This window comes from Bradyrhizobium oligotrophicum S58 (assembly GCF_000344805.1).
Classification (GTDB): domain Bacteria; phylum Pseudomonadota; class Alphaproteobacteria; order Rhizobiales; family Xanthobacteraceae; genus Bradyrhizobium; species Bradyrhizobium oligotrophicum.
Genome location: NC_020453.1, coordinates 2,701,567 through 2,719,330 on the forward strand (window position 1 = coordinate 2,701,567; position 17,764 = coordinate 2,719,330).

At 61.7% G+C, this 17,764-nt stretch carries 16 protein-coding genes; 9 read left to right on the forward strand and 7 right to left on the reverse strand.

All coding sequences use genetic code 11. The features are described from left to right. Positions 1-26: 26 nt before the first annotated feature. Complete coding sequence (locus tag S58_RS11760) at positions 27-530, reverse strand: phage holin family protein (protein ID WP_015665526.1); 504 nt, start codon at positions 528-530, stop codon at positions 27-29. Further along, positions 531-800, reverse strand: coding sequence for a hypothetical protein (locus S58_RS11765; RefSeq protein ID WP_015665527.1), 270 nt, complete (start codon positions 798-800; stop codon positions 531-533). Positions 801-962: 162 nt separating this feature from the next. Between S58_RS11765 and S58_RS11770 the strand changes: the two genes are divergently transcribed. Genes S58_RS11770 through S58_RS11780 form a run of 3 tightly spaced genes read left to right on the forward strand, consistent with a single transcriptional unit; the run spans position 963 to position 3,987 of the window. Further along, a complete protein-coding gene (locus S58_RS11770) occupies positions 963-2,099 on the forward strand; it encodes an ABC transporter permease (protein WP_015665528.1) in 1,137 nt (378 codons plus the stop codon). Positions 2,100-2,101: 2 nt separating this feature from the next. Continuing rightward, the gene (locus S58_RS11775) at positions 2,102-2,881 is read left to right on the forward strand and encodes an ABC transporter ATP-binding protein (protein WP_015665529.1); all 780 of its coding nucleotides are present in this window, start codon (positions 2,102-2,104) and stop codon (positions 2,879-2,881) included. 2 nt (positions 2,882-2,883) lie between these two features. Continuing rightward, positions 2,884-3,987: an ABC-type transport auxiliary lipoprotein family protein gene (locus S58_RS11780; protein WP_015665530.1), complete on the forward strand. Its 1,104-nt coding sequence runs from the start codon at positions 2,884-2,886 to the stop codon at positions 3,985-3,987. 20 nt (positions 3,988-4,007) lie between these two features. On the opposite strand, the gene S58_RS11785 is transcribed toward S58_RS11780, so the two are convergent. Beyond that, positions 4,008-4,325 (reverse strand): c-type cytochrome, encoded by a 318-nt coding sequence (locus tag S58_RS11785; RefSeq protein WP_042339264.1) that lies wholly within the window; start codon positions 4,323-4,325, stop codon positions 4,008-4,010. Between the two features lie 138 nt (positions 4,326-4,463). Here S58_RS11785 and S58_RS11790 point away from each other — a divergent pair, with 138 nt between their 5' ends. Both S58_RS11790 and S58_RS11795 read left to right on the forward strand, forming a co-directional pair. Continuing rightward, the gene (locus S58_RS11790) at positions 4,464-5,177 is read left to right on the forward strand and encodes a helix-turn-helix domain-containing protein (RefSeq protein WP_015665531.1); all 714 of its coding nucleotides are present in this window, start codon (positions 4,464-4,466) and stop codon (positions 5,175-5,177) included. A gap of 564 nt (positions 5,178-5,741) precedes the next feature. After that, positions 5,742-6,473, forward strand: a complete 732-nt coding sequence (locus S58_RS11795) for a Crp/Fnr family transcriptional regulator (RefSeq protein WP_015665532.1) — start codon at positions 5,742-5,744, stop codon at positions 6,471-6,473. A gap of 76 nt (positions 6,474-6,549) precedes the next feature. On the opposite strand, the gene S58_RS11800 is transcribed toward S58_RS11795, so the two are convergent. The 4 genes from S58_RS11800 to S58_RS11815 all read right to left on the reverse strand — a co-directional run bounded on the left by S58_RS11800 (position 6,550) and on the right by S58_RS11815 (position 10,161). Continuing rightward, positions 6,550-7,839 (reverse strand): TRAP transporter large permease, encoded by a 1,290-nt coding sequence (locus tag S58_RS11800; protein ID WP_015665533.1) that lies wholly within the window; start codon positions 7,837-7,839, stop codon positions 6,550-6,552. A 22-nt stretch (positions 7,840-7,861) separates the two neighbouring features. Then, on the reverse strand, positions 7,862-8,374 hold the full coding sequence (locus S58_RS11805; protein ID WP_015665534.1) for a TRAP transporter small permease: 513 nt from the start codon (positions 8,372-8,374) through the stop codon (positions 7,862-7,864). A gap of 41 nt (positions 8,375-8,415) precedes the next feature. Then, entirely contained in the window at positions 8,416-9,411 is a 996-nt protein-coding gene (gene dctP, locus S58_RS11810; RefSeq protein ID WP_015665535.1) for a TRAP transporter substrate-binding protein, read from the reverse strand. Between the two features lie 63 nt (positions 9,412-9,474). Then, positions 9,475-10,161: a GntR family transcriptional regulator gene (locus tag S58_RS11815; protein WP_042340704.1), complete on the reverse strand. Its 687-nt coding sequence runs from the start codon at positions 10,159-10,161 to the stop codon at positions 9,475-9,477. Positions 10,162-10,621: 460 nt separating this feature from the next. Between S58_RS11815 and S58_RS11820 the strand changes: the two genes are divergently transcribed. The 4 genes from S58_RS11820 (at position 10,622) to S58_RS11830 (ending at position 17,696) form a co-directional block, all read left to right on the forward strand. Then, positions 10,622-12,709, forward strand: a complete 2,088-nt coding sequence (locus tag S58_RS11820; RefSeq protein WP_042340705.1) for a molybdopterin oxidoreductase family protein — start codon at positions 10,622-10,624, stop codon at positions 12,707-12,709. Positions 12,710-12,896: 187 nt separating this feature from the next. Then, entirely contained in the window at positions 12,897-13,163 is a 267-nt protein-coding gene (locus tag S58_RS37470; RefSeq protein ID WP_144058297.1) for a hypothetical protein, read from the forward strand. A gap of 370 nt (positions 13,164-13,533) precedes the next feature. Then, positions 13,534-16,959: an acyl-[ACP]--phospholipid O-acyltransferase gene (locus tag S58_RS11825; RefSeq protein ID WP_015665538.1), complete on the forward strand. Its 3,426-nt coding sequence runs from the start codon at positions 13,534-13,536 to the stop codon at positions 16,957-16,959. Beyond that, complete coding sequence (locus S58_RS11830) at positions 16,959-17,696, forward strand: alpha/beta fold hydrolase (RefSeq protein ID WP_015665539.1); 738 nt, start codon at positions 16,959-16,961, stop codon at positions 17,694-17,696. Before S58_RS11825 ends, S58_RS11830 begins: the two co-directional genes overlap by 1 nt. Positions 17,697-17,764: the final 68 nt, after the last annotated feature.

Below are 17,764 nucleotides of genomic sequence, written 5' to 3' on the forward strand. Positions count from 1 at the left end.
GTCTCACGATTCCGGCGAGATCATGATCAAGTCGCAGGAGCATCGTTGGGCGGCGGATTCGCCGTCTCGCTTTCGGACGAGCCGTGCGAGCGGAGCGCTCTGATAATCATCGTCGCAATGGGAATGATCAGCAGCGGGATGAGGCTGTTGAGAGGATGGTTGACGACACTCGATATCCTCGACTGCAGGGATCGAGCTTCCAACTGTAACGCATCCATTGATGAGGAATGGATCTCGTTGGCCAGCTCGAGTTCACGGCCGGAGGGAGCGCGGGCCGCGATCATCAGCAGGATCGCCGCTATAACGAAATTGCAGGCGCCGAGCGCTGCGGCCGCCACCACCGCGGACGTGATCTGGACCAGCGCGAGATAAGCCGCCAGCTCGAGCATCAGCAGGCCAAACACGGCAATCAGCGCGGCGAAAGCGCGCAGGCCGAGCCCGACGAGCAGATGCCGTAGCCTGATGTCGGCGATGACCCGGTCGGTGCGCCAGAGGAGGCGTAAATGTTTAACGACATTCTCGGTATCCACTTAAGTTCTCCGCAGAAGGAGGCCGACGGCCATGCCAAGCGCAAACGCCGAAGCCGTCGCCATGAGCGGACGGGCCCTGATCAACCGCTCTACCTCAAAGTCGGCATCGTTGAGACCGGTGCCCAGAGCTTTGATGGCTGCAGCGACCGTCACGGCGATCGGTGGTGCGGTGGAGGCGCCGTGACGTGCGCCAGCGGTGCGCAACAGCTGGCTAAGCTCGTGCGTGAGAGCGTCCAACTCATTTCTGAGTATCGTAGGGTCGATGGCCATGTTTTGTCCTGCCGTCCAATTCATTGTAGAACCGACGGCGGTGCAAGGCTTGATTTCCCTCAACCGGTCGCATCTATGGACTTGATGCATGTCAAGCGAGGCAGATCGGCGGGATTTTAGGAACGGGTATGCCTCGGCGTGCCGAGTGAAGGAGACAGCGAATTGCGTGTTCATCCAGGATTGACCGCAGAGGCGACGGACGAGGTGCTGGAGCTCCGTCCCAGTGGATCCTGGGTGTCGCTCAATGTGGCAGAGCTCGAGAGCTTGACCAGCTCCGCCGGCATCAAGGTAGGCAGTGCCAAGGCTGTCAAGCTGGATCTCGGCGCGGTCAACGAGATCGATACCGTGGGCGCTTGGTTGCTCGAGAAACTCAGTCGACGCGCTGCTGCCGACGGCCGACGTGTCGAGATGACCGGGGTCGCCGCGAATTACATCGGACTGGTCGAGGAGGTTCGTCAGGTCAATCGACGCGAGATCGAGCCGGTGCCGAGGCAGAATCCGGTCGTTGCCAAGCTCACTGATCTCGGCCGCTCGACATTGGGCGCGGCCCGGGACGTCACGGTGTTCCTTGACATGCTGGCTGCACTCTCGTTTGCGTTGCTGCGGGCGCTGCGGCGGCCGCGCTCGCTGCGCGTGACCTCGCTCGTCTATCAGATGTACAGGATCGGATGGCAGGCCATCCCGATCGTGGTCCTGATCACGTTCCTGATCGGTGCCATCATTGCCCAGCAGGGGATCTTCCATTTCCGACGCTTCGGTGCTGAATCCTATGTCGTCGACATGGTGGGAATCCTTGTCCTGCGCGAGCTCGGCGTCCTGATTGTCGCGATCATGGTCGCAGGGCGATCAGGAAGCGCCTACACCGCAGAAATCGGATCGATGAAGATGCGGGAGGAGATCGATGCCCTGGTGACGATGGGGCTCGACCCGGTCGAGGTCCTGATCCTGCCGCGGATCGTCGCGTTGGTCTTGACCTTGCCAATTCTGGCTTTCATAGGATCCATGGCTGCGCTCTATGGAGGAGGACTTGTCGCCCAGCTTTACGGCGGCATGGGGCCTGCGATCTTCATCGCGCGACTGCGTGAGGCGATCTCGGTCACGCATTTCGAAGTGGGAATGTTGAAGGCGCCTTTCATGGCTTTGGTGATCGGCATCGTCGCCTGCAGCGAAGGCCTTCGGGTCAAAGGCAGCGCCGAATCATTGGGACAACAGACGACGACGTCTGTGGTGAAATCCATCTTTCTGGTCATTGTGCTCGATGGTCTGTTCGCAGTGTTCTTTGCGTCCATTGGAATGTAGCGATGGATGATTTCGGAGTGTCCAGCGCCATTCGCGTGACCAATCTCGTCGTAGGGTTCGGCCGCCAGGTCGTTCTGAACGAACTGTCCTTGGACGTTCGTCGCGGCGAGATTCTTGGGCTGGTCGGGGCGTCTGGCGGCGGAAAATCGGTCCTGATGCGGACCATCATCGGATTGATTCCACGGCGCAGCGGGACCATCGAGGTCATGGGGGTCCCTCTTGGCGGCGCAGAGGAGCGTGCCACGCAAGATGCGGCGACCCGCTGGGGCATCCTGTTCCAGCAGGGCGCGCTGTTTTCGTCTCTGACCGTCAAGCAGAACGTTCAGTTTCCACTGCGCGAAAATCTGCAGATGTCGCAGAACCTGATGGATGAGATCGCGATCGCGAAGCTCGAAATGGTCGGGCTTCGGGCCGAGGATGGCGACAAGTTTCCGGCCGAGCTGTCCGGCGGAATGACCAAGCGCGCTGCGCTGGCGCGCGCCCTTGCTCTCGATCCGGCGATCGTGTTTCTCGACGAGCCGACATCCGGCCTCGATCCGATCTCCGCCGGAGATTTCGATGCCTTGATCAAGACGCTTCAGCAGACGCTGGGACTGACCGTGTTCATGGTGACGCATGATCTGGCCAGCCTGAATACGGTCTGCGATCGCGTCGCGGCCTTGGCCGACGGCAAGATCGTCGCGATCGGTCCGATGAGCGATCTGCTTCGATCAGAACATCCCTGGGTCAAGGCCTACTTCCACGGCAAGCGATCCCAGATGCTGCAACCGAAAGAGAGTTAGAGATGGAAACGCGTGCGCCATTCGCTGTCATCGGCGGCTTCGTGCTGGCGGCCATCGTCGCGATCTTTGGTTTTGTGTACTGGCTCAACAACACGGGCGGGCTTGGGCCACGCACGACCTACCACGTGCAATTCGAAGGATCCGTACCGGGCTTGCTGGTCGGTGCTGCCGTTCTGTTCAACGGAATCCGGGTTGGCGAGGTCACCGATCTCGGCCTGGCGCCCGATAATCCGCGCCAGGTCAATGCAACGATTTCCGTGGCCTCGACTACACCGGTGCGAGCAGACACCAAGGTGGGTCTGGAATTCCAAGGGCTGACGGGGGTGCCCGTGATCGCGCTGGAAGGCGGCTCGTCAACTGCCGCCTCGGGGCCGGTATCGACCTTGATCGCAGAGCAGGGGGCCGGACAGAGCATGACGCAGGCGGCACGTGACGCCTTGCGGCGCGTCGACGCGGTTCTCGCGGAAAACGCCGGGCCGCTGAAGGATACGATCGCCAATCTCAAGACGTTCTCGGACGGACTGGCGCGGAACGCCGGAAAGCTGGATGGAATTGTCTCCGGCCTCGAGAAGATGACCGGCGGCGGCGCTCCGGCGCAGAAGGTGACCTATGATCTGACCGCGCCACGAGATCTGGGCCCCAGCAACAAGACCATCCAGGGCCAGCTCGCTATCCCGGAGCCCACGGCCGTGGCAATGCTGCAGACCCAGCGCATATTGTTTTCGCCGGCCAAGGATTATCCTGGCTTCGGCGATATCCTGTGGGCCGACAGCATCCCGAAGCTGGTGCAGGCCCGCCTGATCGACACGTTCGAGAACTATGACGTTGCGCATGCCCCGCTGCGGGCATCGGATCTGGGCCAGCCCGACGCTCAGTTGCTGATCGACGTCCGCCGTTTCCGGATCAACACCGACCCGTCAACCGTGGTGGAGATCGGGCTGTCCGCTCGTCTCGTCGACAAGAGCGGCAAAGTCGTTGCGTCGCGGCTGTTTGACGAGAACCAGCCGCTTGGCAGGCTCGATCCTGCCGATGCAGTGGCCGCCTTCGACCAAGCCTTCGGCCGGGTCGCCAAGTCGATCCTGACGTGGACCGTCCAGGCGCTCTAGACCCGAGAGAGCTGACCAGTCTATTCCAGACTCTTCAGATACGACAGCAGGTCGTTGATCTGCGGCGGTGCAAGCTCGAATTGTGGCATTGCCGGATGGCCGGTAACGATTCCTTCGGCAAGCGCCTCGCCCAAGGTTTCGATGGGATAATGCAGGTGAAGCGTTCGAAACGGAGGCGCCGGTTTGAATGGACTTTCACCGGTCCGGCCGATGGCGTGGCATCGCGCGCAATGTGTCTTCGCGTAGACTCGGCCCCGCTGTTCCGGCGTCGATGCGGCATATGAGGGGATGATCAACGGGAGGGTAAAAAGAAGCGCGCAGACAGCAGACCGGTGCATGAATTATGTCCAGGGCACGGATATTTGCCGCCACGATACGGCCCGGATGCTTGGTTCATTTGATTTGAGTCAATTGGAACTTCGAGCATGCGTTAGAATGCAGTTATCCTCCTTGCGCTTGGCCTAGCGGAGCCCGGTATGAAGACGTCTCTGGTTGCAGTCGATTTTCACGGGGACGGCTGCGCCGATTGTGCAGTGCGAGGATTCAGCGTATGCGCATCGCTGGACCAGATTGAGATGCGCGAGTTCGAGCAGCTCAGCCGCCGCGTCAGTTTCGAGACCTGCGCGACTGTCTTCGCGCAAGAGGATACGTCGTCCTGCTTCTACAATCTGCTCGACGGGGTCATGAGGCTTTATAAGCTGCTGCCCGATGGTCGCAGACAGATCGTCGGATTTGTGCTGCCAGGCGATTTCGTAGGTATGACGACCGAGCAGCGGCATGGGTTTTCGGCTGATGCGATCGGTCCCATCACGGTCTGTCAGTTCGCAAAGGTACCTTTTAGCCGCTTTGCCGAGGACAAGCCGAACCTTCTACGGCGGATGAACGAACTGGCCGTGCAAGAGCTAAATCACGCGCGGGATCACATGGTGCTCCTCGGACGGCGATCGGCCGAGGAAAAAGTGGCGACGTTCCTCGTGAGCTGGAGGGATCGGCTGGTCGAGCTTCGAGGGCCCTCCAACATTGTACCGCTACCCATGAGCCGGCAGGACATTGCCGACTATCTCGGTCTGACCATCGAGACGGTCAGCCGGACGTTCACGAAGCTCGAGCGGGAAGGAATCATCGCCATACTTCCCGGAGGCGTTTCACTGCGGGATTCGGCGCGTGCCGAAGCTTTGGCGGCGGCCTGACTATCCGCGAAAAGCGGTTGTCCTTGGTTTGCATTGATCTGGGTCAAAGACCGGCGCTTAGCCGTTAAGGAACAATGTCTCGAACTCAAAGAGGGGGGAGAGACATGCCGTTCGACGCCATGGTGGTGAGCTTTGCGATTGTAGGGGTTTTCGCCGCGTTCGCCGGAGTTCTACTTTGGGCTGATTCGCAAACCAGATCCCGGACCTGACGCCAGGATATTCCTGCAGAAGCATTCGGCCTGCCAAAAATCACTCCTCGGGAGCCGGTTGTCGGCACCCGGGAGGGACGAGACACACCATCTGCACCGCGGAATTATGTTTCGTTAGCCCTCGGAGGGCTCGGCACTCCTCTGTCCCATTTGATCTTCGCTGCATTTTCCTGGACAAACTGCTGATCTGCCGTATTCCGAAGCGGAGCGGAAACCGAAGGGATGGGCGGTCACGAGGTCGAGGGAGCGTCTTTGCTGTTGGCTGTAGGCGGGTCCTTTGACGTCAGCAGGACCCGACCACCGGCTTTCGACATCTCCTTTGCTCGGCGGGATAAGGACGCCTGGGAGATGCGGTGTGACTGAGGAGAAGAAGGCGAGCGCCCGATCATCGAGCAGCGGCAAGCTATCGGTACTGCGGCAGCATCCGATCTTTCGTGAGCTCGAGTCCGATGCGCTGGATCAACTTGGCCGCTACGCGAAACCAACCTCGCTCAAGCGGGGCGCAACGATCTTCTCAAAAGGAGATCCAGGCTCGAGCCTGTACGCCGTGATCAGCGGGACCGTCAAAATCAGCGTGTCGTCCCCTGACGGTCGCAATGCGATCCTGAATCTGATCAGTGCGGGTGAAATCTTCGGCGAAGTCGCCGTGCTCGACGGAAGAGAACGAACCGCTGACGCAACGGCCAACACCAACTGCGAGATCCTGGTCATCGACCGGCGCGAGTTTCTTCCTTTCGTCAAGAGCCAGCCTGTGCTCGCAATGAAGTTCATCGAGCTGCTTTGCGATCGGCTGCGCTGGACCAGCGATCAGGTCGAGCAGGTCATCCTGCAGGATCTTCCCAGACGGCTCGCCAGCGCCCTGCTTGGCCTGACCGAGAAGCGGAAGTTGGACCCCTCCAGCCGCACCATCGCGATCACTCAGCAAGAGATTAGCGAGATGGTGGGCATGACGCGCGAGAGCATCAACAAGCAGCTGCGTGCCTGGGCCGCGCGGGATTGGGTTCGACTCGAGCACGGCGCCATCGTGCTGCTGAATCCGGAGCCGCTGCGGGGATTGGCTGAGGCCAGCGAAGACGAAGACGAGTAGGGCCGTCGGGCGGCATCTCAGATGGGCTTCGTCGCTGCCAACGGCGATTTTCGTTTTCCGGACGATCGCAGGCAAATCAGCGCAAGATCTGACGCGGCAGCCAGAGCGAGATTTCCGGAATGTAGGTCACCGCCATGAGGACGGCGAACATCACCGCATAAAACGGCCAGATCTTGCGCATCACCTGCTCGATCGAGACCTTGCCGACGGCGCAGCCGACGAACAGGATGGCGCCGACCGGTGGATGGCAGAGGCCGATGCCGAGGTTGAGCAGCATGATCATGCCGAAATGAATCGGATCGACGCCGAAATTCTGCATGACGGGAAGCAGGATGGGCGTAGCGATCAGGATCGACGGCGCCATGTCGACCAGCGTCCCGAGCAACAGCAGCAGCACGTTGATGAGGAGCAGGATGACGTATTTGTTGCTCGAGATCGACAGGAAGAACTGCGTCATCTTCGCAGGCATCTGCGTGAGCGCCATGATGTAGCCCACCGCGGAGGCGCAGGCGATTAAGGTCATGACCATCGCGACCGTGCGGAGCGTCCGGTGCAGCAGCAGCGGCAGGTCGCGCCAGCGATAGTCACGATAGATGAACATCGTCACGAAGAACGCCCAGACGCAGGCGACCGCGCCGGCTTCGATGGCCGTAAAAATGCCTCCGAGGATGCCGCCGAGAATGATGACCAGCGTGACCAGGCCCCAGGCGGCGTCGATCGTGATCTTGACCGCATCCTTGGCCGGAACCCTCTGGCCGTGCGGATGGCCTTCGCGATAGGCGATCACGATGCACAGCAGGATCAGCGAAAAGCCGAGCAGCAGGCCTGGGAACACACCTGCCATGAACAGGGCGCTGATGGAAATCGTGCCGCCTGTCGCAAGCGAGTACAGAACGGCATTGTGACTGGGCGGAACGAGCAGCGCCTGGACTGATGAGCTGATCGTGAGGTTGGTCGCGAACACGCGTGGATAGCCGTTGCGCTCCATCTGCGGGATCATCACCGATCCGATCGCGGACGTGTCGGCGACGGCCGAACCGGAGATGCCGCTCAGGAAGGTCGTTGCCAGCACGTTCACGATCGAGAGGCCGCCGCGCAGGCGGGTCAGGCCGACCAGCACATCGGCGAAGGCCACGAGCCGCTTGGCCATGCCGCCTTCTGCCATGATAGCTCCGGCAAGCACGAAGAACGGGATCGTCAGCATCGCAACTTTGCTGACGCCATCCGAAATCTTCAGCATCACGGCTTCGAGTGGAATGCCGACGGAGAGGGCGCCCGCGATTGCTGCAAGCGCCAGGGAATAGGCAATGGGCATCCCGATCAGGAAGCACACCAGCATTGTGGCAAGCAGGATAAAGATGTCCATCGGAATGACTCGGCTGGCTGACTTACTCGAACGACTCTGTGTCGTGGTGAGGAATGGGGTCTGGTGGCGCGCCGAGGAACAGCCGCTCGATGATGAACAGCAGCAGGCATAAGCCGCCGACGGGGATGGGCAAGTAGGTGACCCCGACCGAGAGGAAGGGGAAATCTCCGATCGTATTGTTCCAGGTGACCTCGACCAGTTTCTCGCCCCAGACGACCATGAAGACGGCGATGAGTGCCATCAGCAGTTGCACGAGGATATCGAGAGCTCGTCTCACGGAGGGCGGCGTCTGGTTGGCAAAGTAAGCCAGGTTCATGTGTAGATTGAGCCGGTAGCCAGCAGCCGCCCCGATGAAGGTGAGGAGGATGGTCAGCAGAACGGCCATTGGTTCGGGCCAGGAGGCCGCGCTGTTCAGCACGTAGCGGGTGAAGACCGCATAGGGAATGACGGCCGAGATCAGCACCAGTGCTGTCACGCCAACGATGACGCAGGCGAGATAAAGCGCGTCCATTGCCCGGCGATAGAGTCCGGCCATGGTAAACCTCCTGATTTATCTGAGCCGAGCGCGCCGCGCCTTTACGCGATCTCTTGAATGCGCTTGATCATCTCTTGGTACTTCGGGCCGTATTTGTCCCAGACCGGCTTGACGGCTTTCTGGAACGGCGTCTTGTCGGCGATCTCGATGATCTCGCTGCCGGCCGCCTTGGCCTTCTCCATGGCCTCGCGCTCATAGGCCTTCCAAAGCTCCCGCTCTTCCATTTGAGCTTCGCGCGCGAACTTCTTGATCAGCGTCTGGTCGTCGGTCGAGAGATTTGCCCAGGCTCGCTTCGAGAACACGAGAACTTCGGGAATGACCAGATGCTGGGTCAGCGAGTAGTACTTTGCGGCCGTATAGTGGTTACTGAACACGTAGCTCGGAGGATTGTTCTCGGCCCCGTCGATCACGCCGGTCTGCAGCGCGCTGAAGACCTGATCGTAGCCCATCGCGACACCATTGCCGCCGAGTGCATTCATCATGTCGATGAAGATCGGATTTCCGATCACGCGGATCTTCAGGCCCTTGACGTCCTCGACTGTCCTGATCGGCTTCTTGGTGTTGTAGATGCTCCGCGCGCCGGAGTTCATCCAGCAGAGTGCAACGAGATTGGCGCTCGGATTGGCGCTGATCCGGTCGAGCAGATCCTGCCCGATCGGCCCATCCATCATCTTCTCGGAATGCTCGATGTTCTTGAACAGGAACGGCATGTTGACGACGTTCACGTCGTCGACGATCGGGCCCAGTGCGCCGGCGCTGACTCGCAGCATCTGGATCGCCCCGATTTGCGTCTGTTCGATGGTTTCCTTCTCACCGCCGAGTTGCGCGGAAGGATACATCTGGATCGTCAGTCGGCCATTGGTTGCGGCTGCGAGCTTCTTGCCGAGGCTTTCAGTCGCCGCGACCGTCGGATAGCCGGGCGGCTGCACGTCGGAGGCCTTGAACACCGCCTTCGATTGTGCGAGCGCCGCCGAGACGGGCGGCAGCGTCGCGCCGGCCAGACCTGCAGTCAATTTAATGAAATCGCGTCTCTTCATGGCGTCCCTCCCACGGACTTTGCCTGATCGTCGAAACCGCCGTCTGGTGCTGCGGGCCTATTGCTAGGCTGGTTGGTCGAAATATTCGGGATTGAGGGTCTGAATTTCAGAGATGTCGTCGAGCAGTCTTTCCAGATGGCTTGCCATGGCGGTGCGGGCTCGCTCCGGATCGTGCCGTTCGATTGCCGCCAGGATCGGCTCATGCTCGGCAATCACTTCCGACATGCGACCAATCTGAGGAAGGGTGAGGCGTCGATAGCGGTCGACGTGAACCTTCACTTGCAAGATCAGCTTCCATATTCCAGGATAGCCGGCCACCTCAGCGATACCAGCATGAAACATCTCGTCGGCCTGGTGAAAGGCTTCGCGATCCCTCGCAGCGCACGCCTCGCGCTGACGCTCGAGCGTCGCGTGCAAGTTCAGGAGCTGACTGGACGTCGCTTGCTCTGCCGCCATTCGCGCGGTGGTCTCCTCGAGAGACTTGCGGATGATGATCGTCTCGGGAAGCGCTGCGACCGGAATGCGGGATACGAATATGCCGGACTGAGGGAAGATCTCGACCAGTCCTTCATCCGAAAGCTTCAGGATGGCTTCGCGAACCGGCGTCCGGCTGACGCCGTAGGCCGTTGCGATCTGCGCCTCCGAAATCGGTTCGCCTGGCCGACGAACGAGCGACACGAGCTCGGTCCTGAGATCGGCATAGATGCGCGAAGCTGCTGTCGCCCCGCGCGGCCGACCGTTGCGGCGTATGCGGGCGACGACAGGACGCGGCGCGGGGGCCAATTTCCTTGGAGCACGACTGGACATCTGTGTTTCCTCAACTGATATATTAATATACGAATTTGCTTTGGCAACAGAAAATGCCGGTTACCCGAAGCTTCGGCATGGTGCGCCGCGAATTCTGATGCCGAGCGCCAGCGCGGTCCTGCAACTTCGAAGCGGGTGATCAAGAACGGCGTGTGAGCCGCGTAAGTGCTCGCCAACCTCGCTTCCCGTGGGACATCTCGCACAAGTCGCCCTTATGGGGGCGGCCCTCGAGAGGAGGCTTCTGGCGCCGGGGCGCAGTCCTGGCGGCTTACGTCGACCGACCGGAGGATCTCATGGGGACGGTTCCATCTGGGGCGGGAATGGGGACATGGCGATCCCCGCTGTTGAGAATGCCTCGCGAATGCTCTCGGCTGCCGCCGCCTTTGGTGCTACCTATCGAGCCATGAACCAGCAGACTCGCACCGACATCCGCCACTCGACCTGTCCGCACGATTGCCCCTCCGCCTGTGCGCTCGACGTCGAGGTGCTCGATCAGAAGACGATCGGTCGCGTTCGCGGCTCGAAGCGGCAGACCTATACGGCCGGTGTTGTGTGCGCCAAGGTTGCGCGATATGCGGAGCGCATTCATCATCCGGAACGCCTGACGCATCCAATGCGTCGTGTCGGGCCAAAAGGCTCTGGCGAATTCGCGCGCATTTCCTGGGACGAGGCGCTCGACGAGATCGCCGAGCGGTTTCTGCTGGCCGAGCGTGATTTCGGCGCCCAGTCGGTCTGGCCATATTACTACGCCGGCACGATGGGCCTCGTCATGCGCGACGGCCTCAACCGTCTCACCCACGTAAAGAAGTATTCGCGCTTCTACTCGACGATCTGCGCGAATGTGGCGCGCGTCGGGTTTGCGATTGGGACCGGGAAAATTGCCGGCGTAGATCCACGCGAGATGGCGCTCTCAGACCTCGTCGTGATCTGGGGGACGAACCCGGTGAACACGCAGGTCAATGTCATGACCCATGCCGCCCGCGCCCGAAAAGAGCGTGGGGCCAAGATCGCTGCAGTCGACGTCTACGACAACGAGACGATGAAGCAGGCCGACATCAAGATCATCCTGCGGCCCGGCACCGACGGCGCGTTCGCCTGCGGCATGATGCACGTGCTGTTTCGCGATGGTTACGCCGATCGCGGCTACATGGCCAAGTACACGGACAGCCCCGACGAACTCGAGGCACATCTGAAGACACGGACGCCAGAATGGGCTTCGCAGATATCGGGTGTGCCGGTTGCCGAGATCGAGGCCTTTGCGAAACTGGTCGGAGAGACCAAGCGAACCTTCTTCCGTCTCGGCTATGGCTTCACGCGCAGCCGGAATGGTGCGACCCAGATGCACGCAGCGTCCTGCATTCCGGCTGTGACCGGTGCCTGGCAGTATGAAGGAGGAGGGGCCTTCTTCAACAATGCCGCGTTGTGGCATTTCGACGAGTCCATCATTGAAGGACACGACGCCATCGATCACTCCACCCGCTTTCTCGATCAATCCCAGATTGGACGTATCCTGACTGGGGATCGCGAAGCGCTGTGCGGTGGTCCGCCGGTCAAGGCCATGCTGATCCAGAACACCAATCCGATGACGGTGGCGCCGGAACAGGAACTCGTCCGCCAGGGCTTTGCGCGCGAGGACCTGTTCGTTGCGGTCCACGAGCAGTTCATGACCGAGACTGCGAAGATCGCGGATATCGTGCTGCCTGCCACGATGTTCATGGAGCACGATGACCTCTATTACGGCGGTGGTCATCAGCACATTTCGGTCGGGCCGAAGCTGATCGACCCACCGGGCGAGTGCCGCTCAAATCACGAGGTGCTGCAGAGCTTGGCGCGCCGGCTTCGGGCCGTGCATCCCGGCTTTGAGATGACGCCACGTGAGCTGATCGATGCCACGCTGAAGAAGAGCGGGCATGGCGACATCGCGGCTCTCGAGGCTGATGTCTGGCGCGACCTGCAGCCGGATTTCCGCACCTCGCATTATCTCGACGGCTTCGCGCACAAGGATGGAAAATTCCACTTCAAGGCCGACTGGGCTCATCCGCCGTTCGGGCGGGTGATGGGCAACCCGGAGCGCATGCCGTCATTGCCGGACCATTGGGCGGTCACCGAGGAGATCGACCAGCAGCATCCGTTCCGGCTTGCGACCAGCCCTGCGCGCTCGTTCCTCAACACCTCTTTTAACGAGACGCCATCATCGCAGGCGCGGGAAGGGGCGCCCTCGGTGATGATCCATCCGCTCGATGCGGCATCTTTGGGTATCGCGGATGGAGAGGTCGTCATGCTCGGGAATGAGCGCGGCCGGACGTCGCTGACAGCCCGGCTGTTCGACGGAGTCAGGCGTGGCGTGCTGATTGCCGAATCGATCCATCCCAATGCCGCCCATATCGGCGGCCGTGGCATCAACTCTCTGACGGCTGCAGATACCGTCGCGCCGATTGGGGGCGCTGCCTTTCACGACAACAAGGTCTGGCTGCGGAAAGCGGCGGGGTGACCCCGCTCGACGGTGATCTAAAAATAACGCTTGAAATCAATTGGTTAGAGGCTTGTCCATGCGTGCCGCCGCGATGGCTGGTGCGTCTGGTTGACCAGTCGATCGTTGCGATCAAGAATTTTCTTGAGCGTTGCTCATTTTTGCGGTACATGATTTGAGCGATGCTCAAAAATGGAAGGATTGACCTATGCAGGCTCTCAGTTTTCGCGGTCCGCAACTTTTTGCTGCCGATGCCCATGCATTGCTGAACGGTTTGGCGCTTGCAGCGTCTCATCTTGTGACGGCGCGCGTTGAGCGCATCGCCAATGCCTGTGACGTTGCTGGTCTTCTGGCTGCTCGGCGAACACGACGACTCTCCGGAGAAAAGCTCTTTCGCGCCGCCGGTCGCGAAGGACGCCGCCTCCGGGGCCGCGGTTTGTTCGGCTGCTTTCACTACTTGAGGGACCTGACCTGATCACAGTTCAAATCCCCAGTTCATGCGCAACAAAGCGGTCACCATGTCCTCACGTCCCATGCGTTCAGTGCCGCTGCCTTGGCGCGCGATAATCTTTTTGCACATGACCTCTGCGGTACTCTTCGCGCTGGTTGGCGGCGGAATGGTTGCGCGGGGGGACCTTCAGCAGGGCTCGTTGCGCTGGCGTTGTCGTCCTTCACACAGGCCGACATGATGACGCCGATCTCGCGAAATTGTCCGCGGGGCGGCCACCGACAGACCAGTTAGTTGCTGCTCACAACAGGGGTCTCCCGCCCGGCATAGGCTCCATTTCAGCACCAAGCTTCAAGATCCGCGCGGCAAGGCCGCCGCAGCACACCAGGAAACGACCATGATCAAGCAGTTGATGTCGTCGCGCCGCTTTGCTCCGCTGTTCTGGGCGCAATTCTCGTCCGCGCTGAACGACAACGTCCTGAAGAATGCACTCGTCATCATGCTGCTCTACGGCGCCGTTGCGGCGCATGGTGACGCGCTGGTGACCGTGGCCGGTGCGGTGTTCATTTTTCCCTTCTTCATCCTCTCCGGGCTTGGCGGCGAGCTTGCCGACAGATACGTCAAGGGAGTCGTCGCACGCCGATTGAAATTCGCAGAGATCTTCGCCGCGAGCTTCGCAGCGCTGGGCTTCTTCCTGCATTCGGTCCCGCTGCTGTTCGTCGCCTTGGGCATGTTCGGGATCATTGCTGCGCTGTTCGGCCCGGTGAAATACGCCATGCTGCCGGACCAGTTGACGGTCGGCGAGCTAGCCACCGGCAACGCACTGGTGGAAGGCGCGACCTTCATGGCCATCCTGATCGGCACTATCGCCGGTGGCCAGCTGGTGTCGGGCTCCACCCACATGGGCTGGGTCGCGCTCGCGGTCATTGGACTCGCGTTGATCTCGTGGGCTTCGGCTGCGCGCATTCCGCACACGGCGCCGTCCGCGCCGGATCTCCGGATCACAGCCAATCCCTGGACGTCTACGTCGCATCTGCTGAAGTCGCTCTATGCTGCACCCCGGCTGTGGGATGGCATGGTGATCGTGTCGTGGTTCTGGCTGGTCGGCGCCGTCGTGCTGTCGCTGCTGCCGGCGCTGGTCAAGGAGGTCGTCGGCGGCACTGAGGGCGTCGTCACCCTGTGTCTGGCGACGTTCGCGATCGGCATTGCGATCGGCTCGCTGTTCGCAGCGCATCTGAGCCACGTTCGTCCGAATCTGGCGTTGGTGCCGATCGGCGCCATCATGATGGGCCTGCTGGGCCTCGACCTCTCCTGGGCGATCGGCACGACCGAAGCCGCGAAGGAGATCACGCCAATGGCCTTCGTCGGATCGTGGGCGGGCGCACGCATGCTGATCGATTTCGCCTTGTTCGCCTTCGGCGGCGGCCTGTTTGTGGTCCCCGCTTTCGCGGCCGTGCAAGCCTGGTCGGAGCCGACCGAGCGTGCCCGGGTCATTGCCGCCGGCAACGTGCTGCAGGCCGCCTTCATGGTGGTCGGCTCGTTGGGTGTGGCGGGCCTGCAGGCCGCGGGCGTTTCGATTGCCTGGATATTTTTCGGCCTCGCGCTGGCGAGCTTCGGCGCGGTCTGGTTCGTCCTCAACAAATGGGGCAAGGAGGGCGTGCGCGACTTCGGCGCGATGCTGTTCCGGGCGCTGTTCCGCACCGAGGTGCGCGGGCTGGAAAACCTGCCGCCGGTCGGCACGCGCATGCTGATCGCGCCGAACCATGTGAGCCTGATCGACGGCCCGTTGCTGCATGCGGTGCTGCCGATCGACGCGACCTTTGCGGTCGATACCGGCATCTCACAGGCGTGGTGGGCGAAGATCTTCCTCAAATTGGTGCGCCACATCACGATCGACCCGACCAAGCCGCTCGGCGCGCGCGACCTGATCAAGCTGGTCGCCGCCCAGGAGCCCGTGGTGATCTTCCCCGAAGGCCGCATCACGGTCTCGGGATCGCTCATGAAGGTCTATGACGGCACCGCCATGATCGCCGACAAGGCCGATGCGGTTGTCGTGCCTGTACGCATCGAGGGCGCGCAGCGTTCGCATCTTAGCTATCTCAAGGACGGCCAGATCAAGCGCTCATGGTTTCCCAAAGTGACCGTGACGATCCTGCCGCCGGTGAAGCTCACCATCGATGCGGTGCTGAAGGGCAAGACGCGCCGCAACGCGGCAGGAGCTGCGCTGCAGGACGTCATGATCGATGCCATGGTCAAGAACGCCATGCTCGATCGCACGCTGTTCGAAGCTTTGGCGCATGCCCATCGCGACCACGACACCGGCAAGGTGATGATCGAGGATCCGCTCGGCACCAAGCTGACCTATCGCAAGCTGCTGCTCGGCTCCCAGGTGCTCAGCCGCAAGCTCGAGCTCGGCACCATCGTCGGCGAGAATATCGGCGTGTTGCTGCCGAACTCGGCCGGCGTTGCCGTCGTCTTCATGGCGCTGCAATCGATCGGGCGGGTGCCGGCGATGCTGAACTTCTCTGCTGGCCCGGTGAACGTGCTGGCGGCGATGAAGGCCGCGCAGGTCACGACGGTCCTCACCTCGCGCGCCTTCATCGAGAAGGGCAAGCTCGACAAGCTGATTGCGGCGATCGAGGGGCAGGCCCGTCTGGTCTACCTCGAGGACGTCAAGGCCTCGATCCGCTTCGCCGACAAGATCAAGGGACTTCTCGACGGCACCAAGCCGCGCGTGGCCCGCAATGCGGACCATCCGGCCGTGATCCTGTTCACCTCCGGCTCGGAAGGCACGCCCAAGGGCGTCGTGCTGTCTCACCGCAATATCCTGGCCAATGCCGCCCAGGCGCTGGCGCGGGTCGATGCCAATGCCAACGATCTCGTGTTCAACGTTCTGCCCGTGTTCCACTCCTTCGGCCTCACCGGCGGCATGATGATGCCCATGTTGGCGGGTATTCCCATCTACATGTATCCGTCGCCGCTGCATTACCGGATCGTGCCTGAATTGATCTACCAGACCGGCGCCACCATTCTGTTCGGCACCGACACCTTCCTGACCGGCTATGCGCGCTCGGCCCATGCATATGATTTCCGCACCCTGCGGCTGGTCATCGCCGGCGCCGAGCCGGTCAAGGATCGCACCCGGCAGATCTACATGGAGCGCTATGGCATCCGCGTGCTCGAAGGCTATGGTGTCACCGAGACCGCGCCGGTGCTGGCGATGAACACGCCGATGGCCAACCGTGTCGGCACCGTCGGCCGCCTGTCGCCGCTGATGGAGTACCGGCTCGACAAGGTGCCGGGTATCGAGGAGGGCGGCCGGCTTTCGGTGCGGGGTCCCAACGTCATGCTCGGCTATGTCAGAGCCGAAAACCCGGGCGTGCTGGAAGCGCTGCCCGACGGCTGGCACGACACCGGCGACATCGTCACCATCGATGCGCAAGGCTTCATCACGATCAAAGGGCGCGCCAAGCGCTTTGCCAAGATCGCCGGCGAGATGGTGTCGCTCACGGTGGTCGAGCAGATCGCTGCCGTGCTGTGGCCGCAAGCCGGCTCGGTCGCGGTGTCGATCCCGGATCAGCGCAAGGGCGAGCGGATCGTTCTGATCACGACACAGAAGGATGCCGAACGTTCGGCGATGCAGCGCCAGGCCAAGGCGCAGGGCGCGCCCGAACTCGCGGTGCCGGCCGTCGTGATGGTGGTCGACAAGATCCCGCTGCTCGGCTCCGGCAAGACCGACTATGTCGGCGCCAAGACGCTTGCAGAGGAGACCGCTGCTGCGCCCGGCTCGGAGAGCGAACCGGAGAACCGAGAGGTCGCTTGATGGCATCACCGCGCCGGCGTCATCTGCAGAGCGGCCCCTGCGAAGCGGGGGTCGTGCTGCTGCATGGCATCGCCGGCAGGTCGTTGATGCTGCGCCCGTTGGAAAAGAAGCTGCAGCGCGCGGGCTTTGCCACGCTCAATCTTCAGTATGAAAGCCGCAAGAAGCCGCTCGAGCGTCTGGCGGAGGATATCCGGCCTGTCATCTCCGACTTCACGGCGCGGCTCGATGGTCCTGTCCACTTCGTGACCCATTCGATGGGCGGACTGCTGGCGCAGGTCTACATTGCCCGGCATCGTCCGGCGCGGCTCGGCCGCGTCGTCATGCTCGGCACGCCCAATGGCGGCAGCGAACTCGCCGACCGCTTGCAGAACGTCGGGCTCTACCGCGCCTATTTCGGCCCCGCCGGCCTGCAACTGATGACGACCAAGGATGCCACACTCGCATCCCTGCCATCGGCTGACTACGAGATCGGAGTCATTGCCGGGAACCGTTTCCTGGATCCGATCGCCGCGCTGTTCGTGCTGCCTTGGCCGAACGACGGCCGGGTGTCGGTCGAGAGCTGCAAGCTTGCCGAGATGACGGACTACACGACGGTCAAAGCCTCTCATATGGGCCTGCTGGTGCATCCGACATCGTTCCGGCAGACGGTCGCGTTCCTGCGCAACGGCCAGTTTGAGCCCGCTCGCCCGCTGCTGCGCGGCGTCATTGCCGAGATCGGCCGCCGGGTGGCCAGCTGACGCAAGTTTTCCTTGCTTGCTGCGGCTATGCCGCCACAATCTCGTATCTGATCCCAAGAGACAGGCAA

What these genes read in the sequence shown, in the direction of transcription:
- S58_RS11765 (WP_015665527.1), bottom strand. Translation starts at nt 800, where the DNA reads ATGGCCATCGACCCTACGATACTCAGAAATGAGTTGGACGCTCTCACG.
- S58_RS11775 (WP_015665529.1), top strand. Translation starts at nt 2,102, where the DNA reads ATGGATGATTTCGGAGTGTCCAGCGCCATTCGCGTGACCAATCTCGTC.
- S58_RS11780 (WP_015665530.1), top strand. Translation starts at nt 2,884, where the DNA reads ATGGAAACGCGTGCGCCATTCGCTGTCATCGGCGGCTTCGTGCTGGCG.
- S58_RS11785 (WP_042339264.1), bottom strand. Translation starts at nt 4,325, where the DNA reads ATGCACCGGTCTGCTGTCTGCGCGCTTCTTTTTACCCTCCCGTTGATC.
- S58_RS11790 (WP_015665531.1), top strand. Translation starts at nt 4,464, where the DNA reads ATGAAGACGTCTCTGGTTGCAGTCGATTTTCACGGGGACGGCTGCGCC.
- S58_RS11800 (WP_015665533.1), bottom strand. Translation starts at nt 7,839, where the DNA reads ATGGACATCTTTATCCTGCTTGCCACAATGCTGGTGTGCTTCCTGATC.
- S58_RS11805 (WP_015665534.1), bottom strand. Translation starts at nt 8,374, where the DNA reads ATGGCCGGACTCTATCGCCGGGCAATGGACGCGCTTTATCTCGCCTGC.
- dctP (WP_015665535.1), bottom strand. Translation starts at nt 9,411, where the DNA reads ATGAAGAGACGCGATTTCATTAAATTGACTGCAGGTCTGGCCGGCGCG.
- S58_RS11820 (WP_042340705.1), top strand. Translation starts at nt 10,622, where the DNA reads ATGAACCAGCAGACTCGCACCGACATCCGCCACTCGACCTGTCCGCAC.
- S58_RS37470 (WP_144058297.1), top strand. Translation starts at nt 12,897, where the DNA reads ATGCAGGCTCTCAGTTTTCGCGGTCCGCAACTTTTTGCTGCCGATGCC.
- S58_RS11825 (WP_015665538.1), top strand. Translation starts at nt 13,534, where the DNA reads ATGATCAAGCAGTTGATGTCGTCGCGCCGCTTTGCTCCGCTGTTCTGG.
- S58_RS11830 (WP_015665539.1), top strand. Translation starts at nt 16,959, where the DNA reads ATGGCATCACCGCGCCGGCGTCATCTGCAGAGCGGCCCCTGCGAAGCG.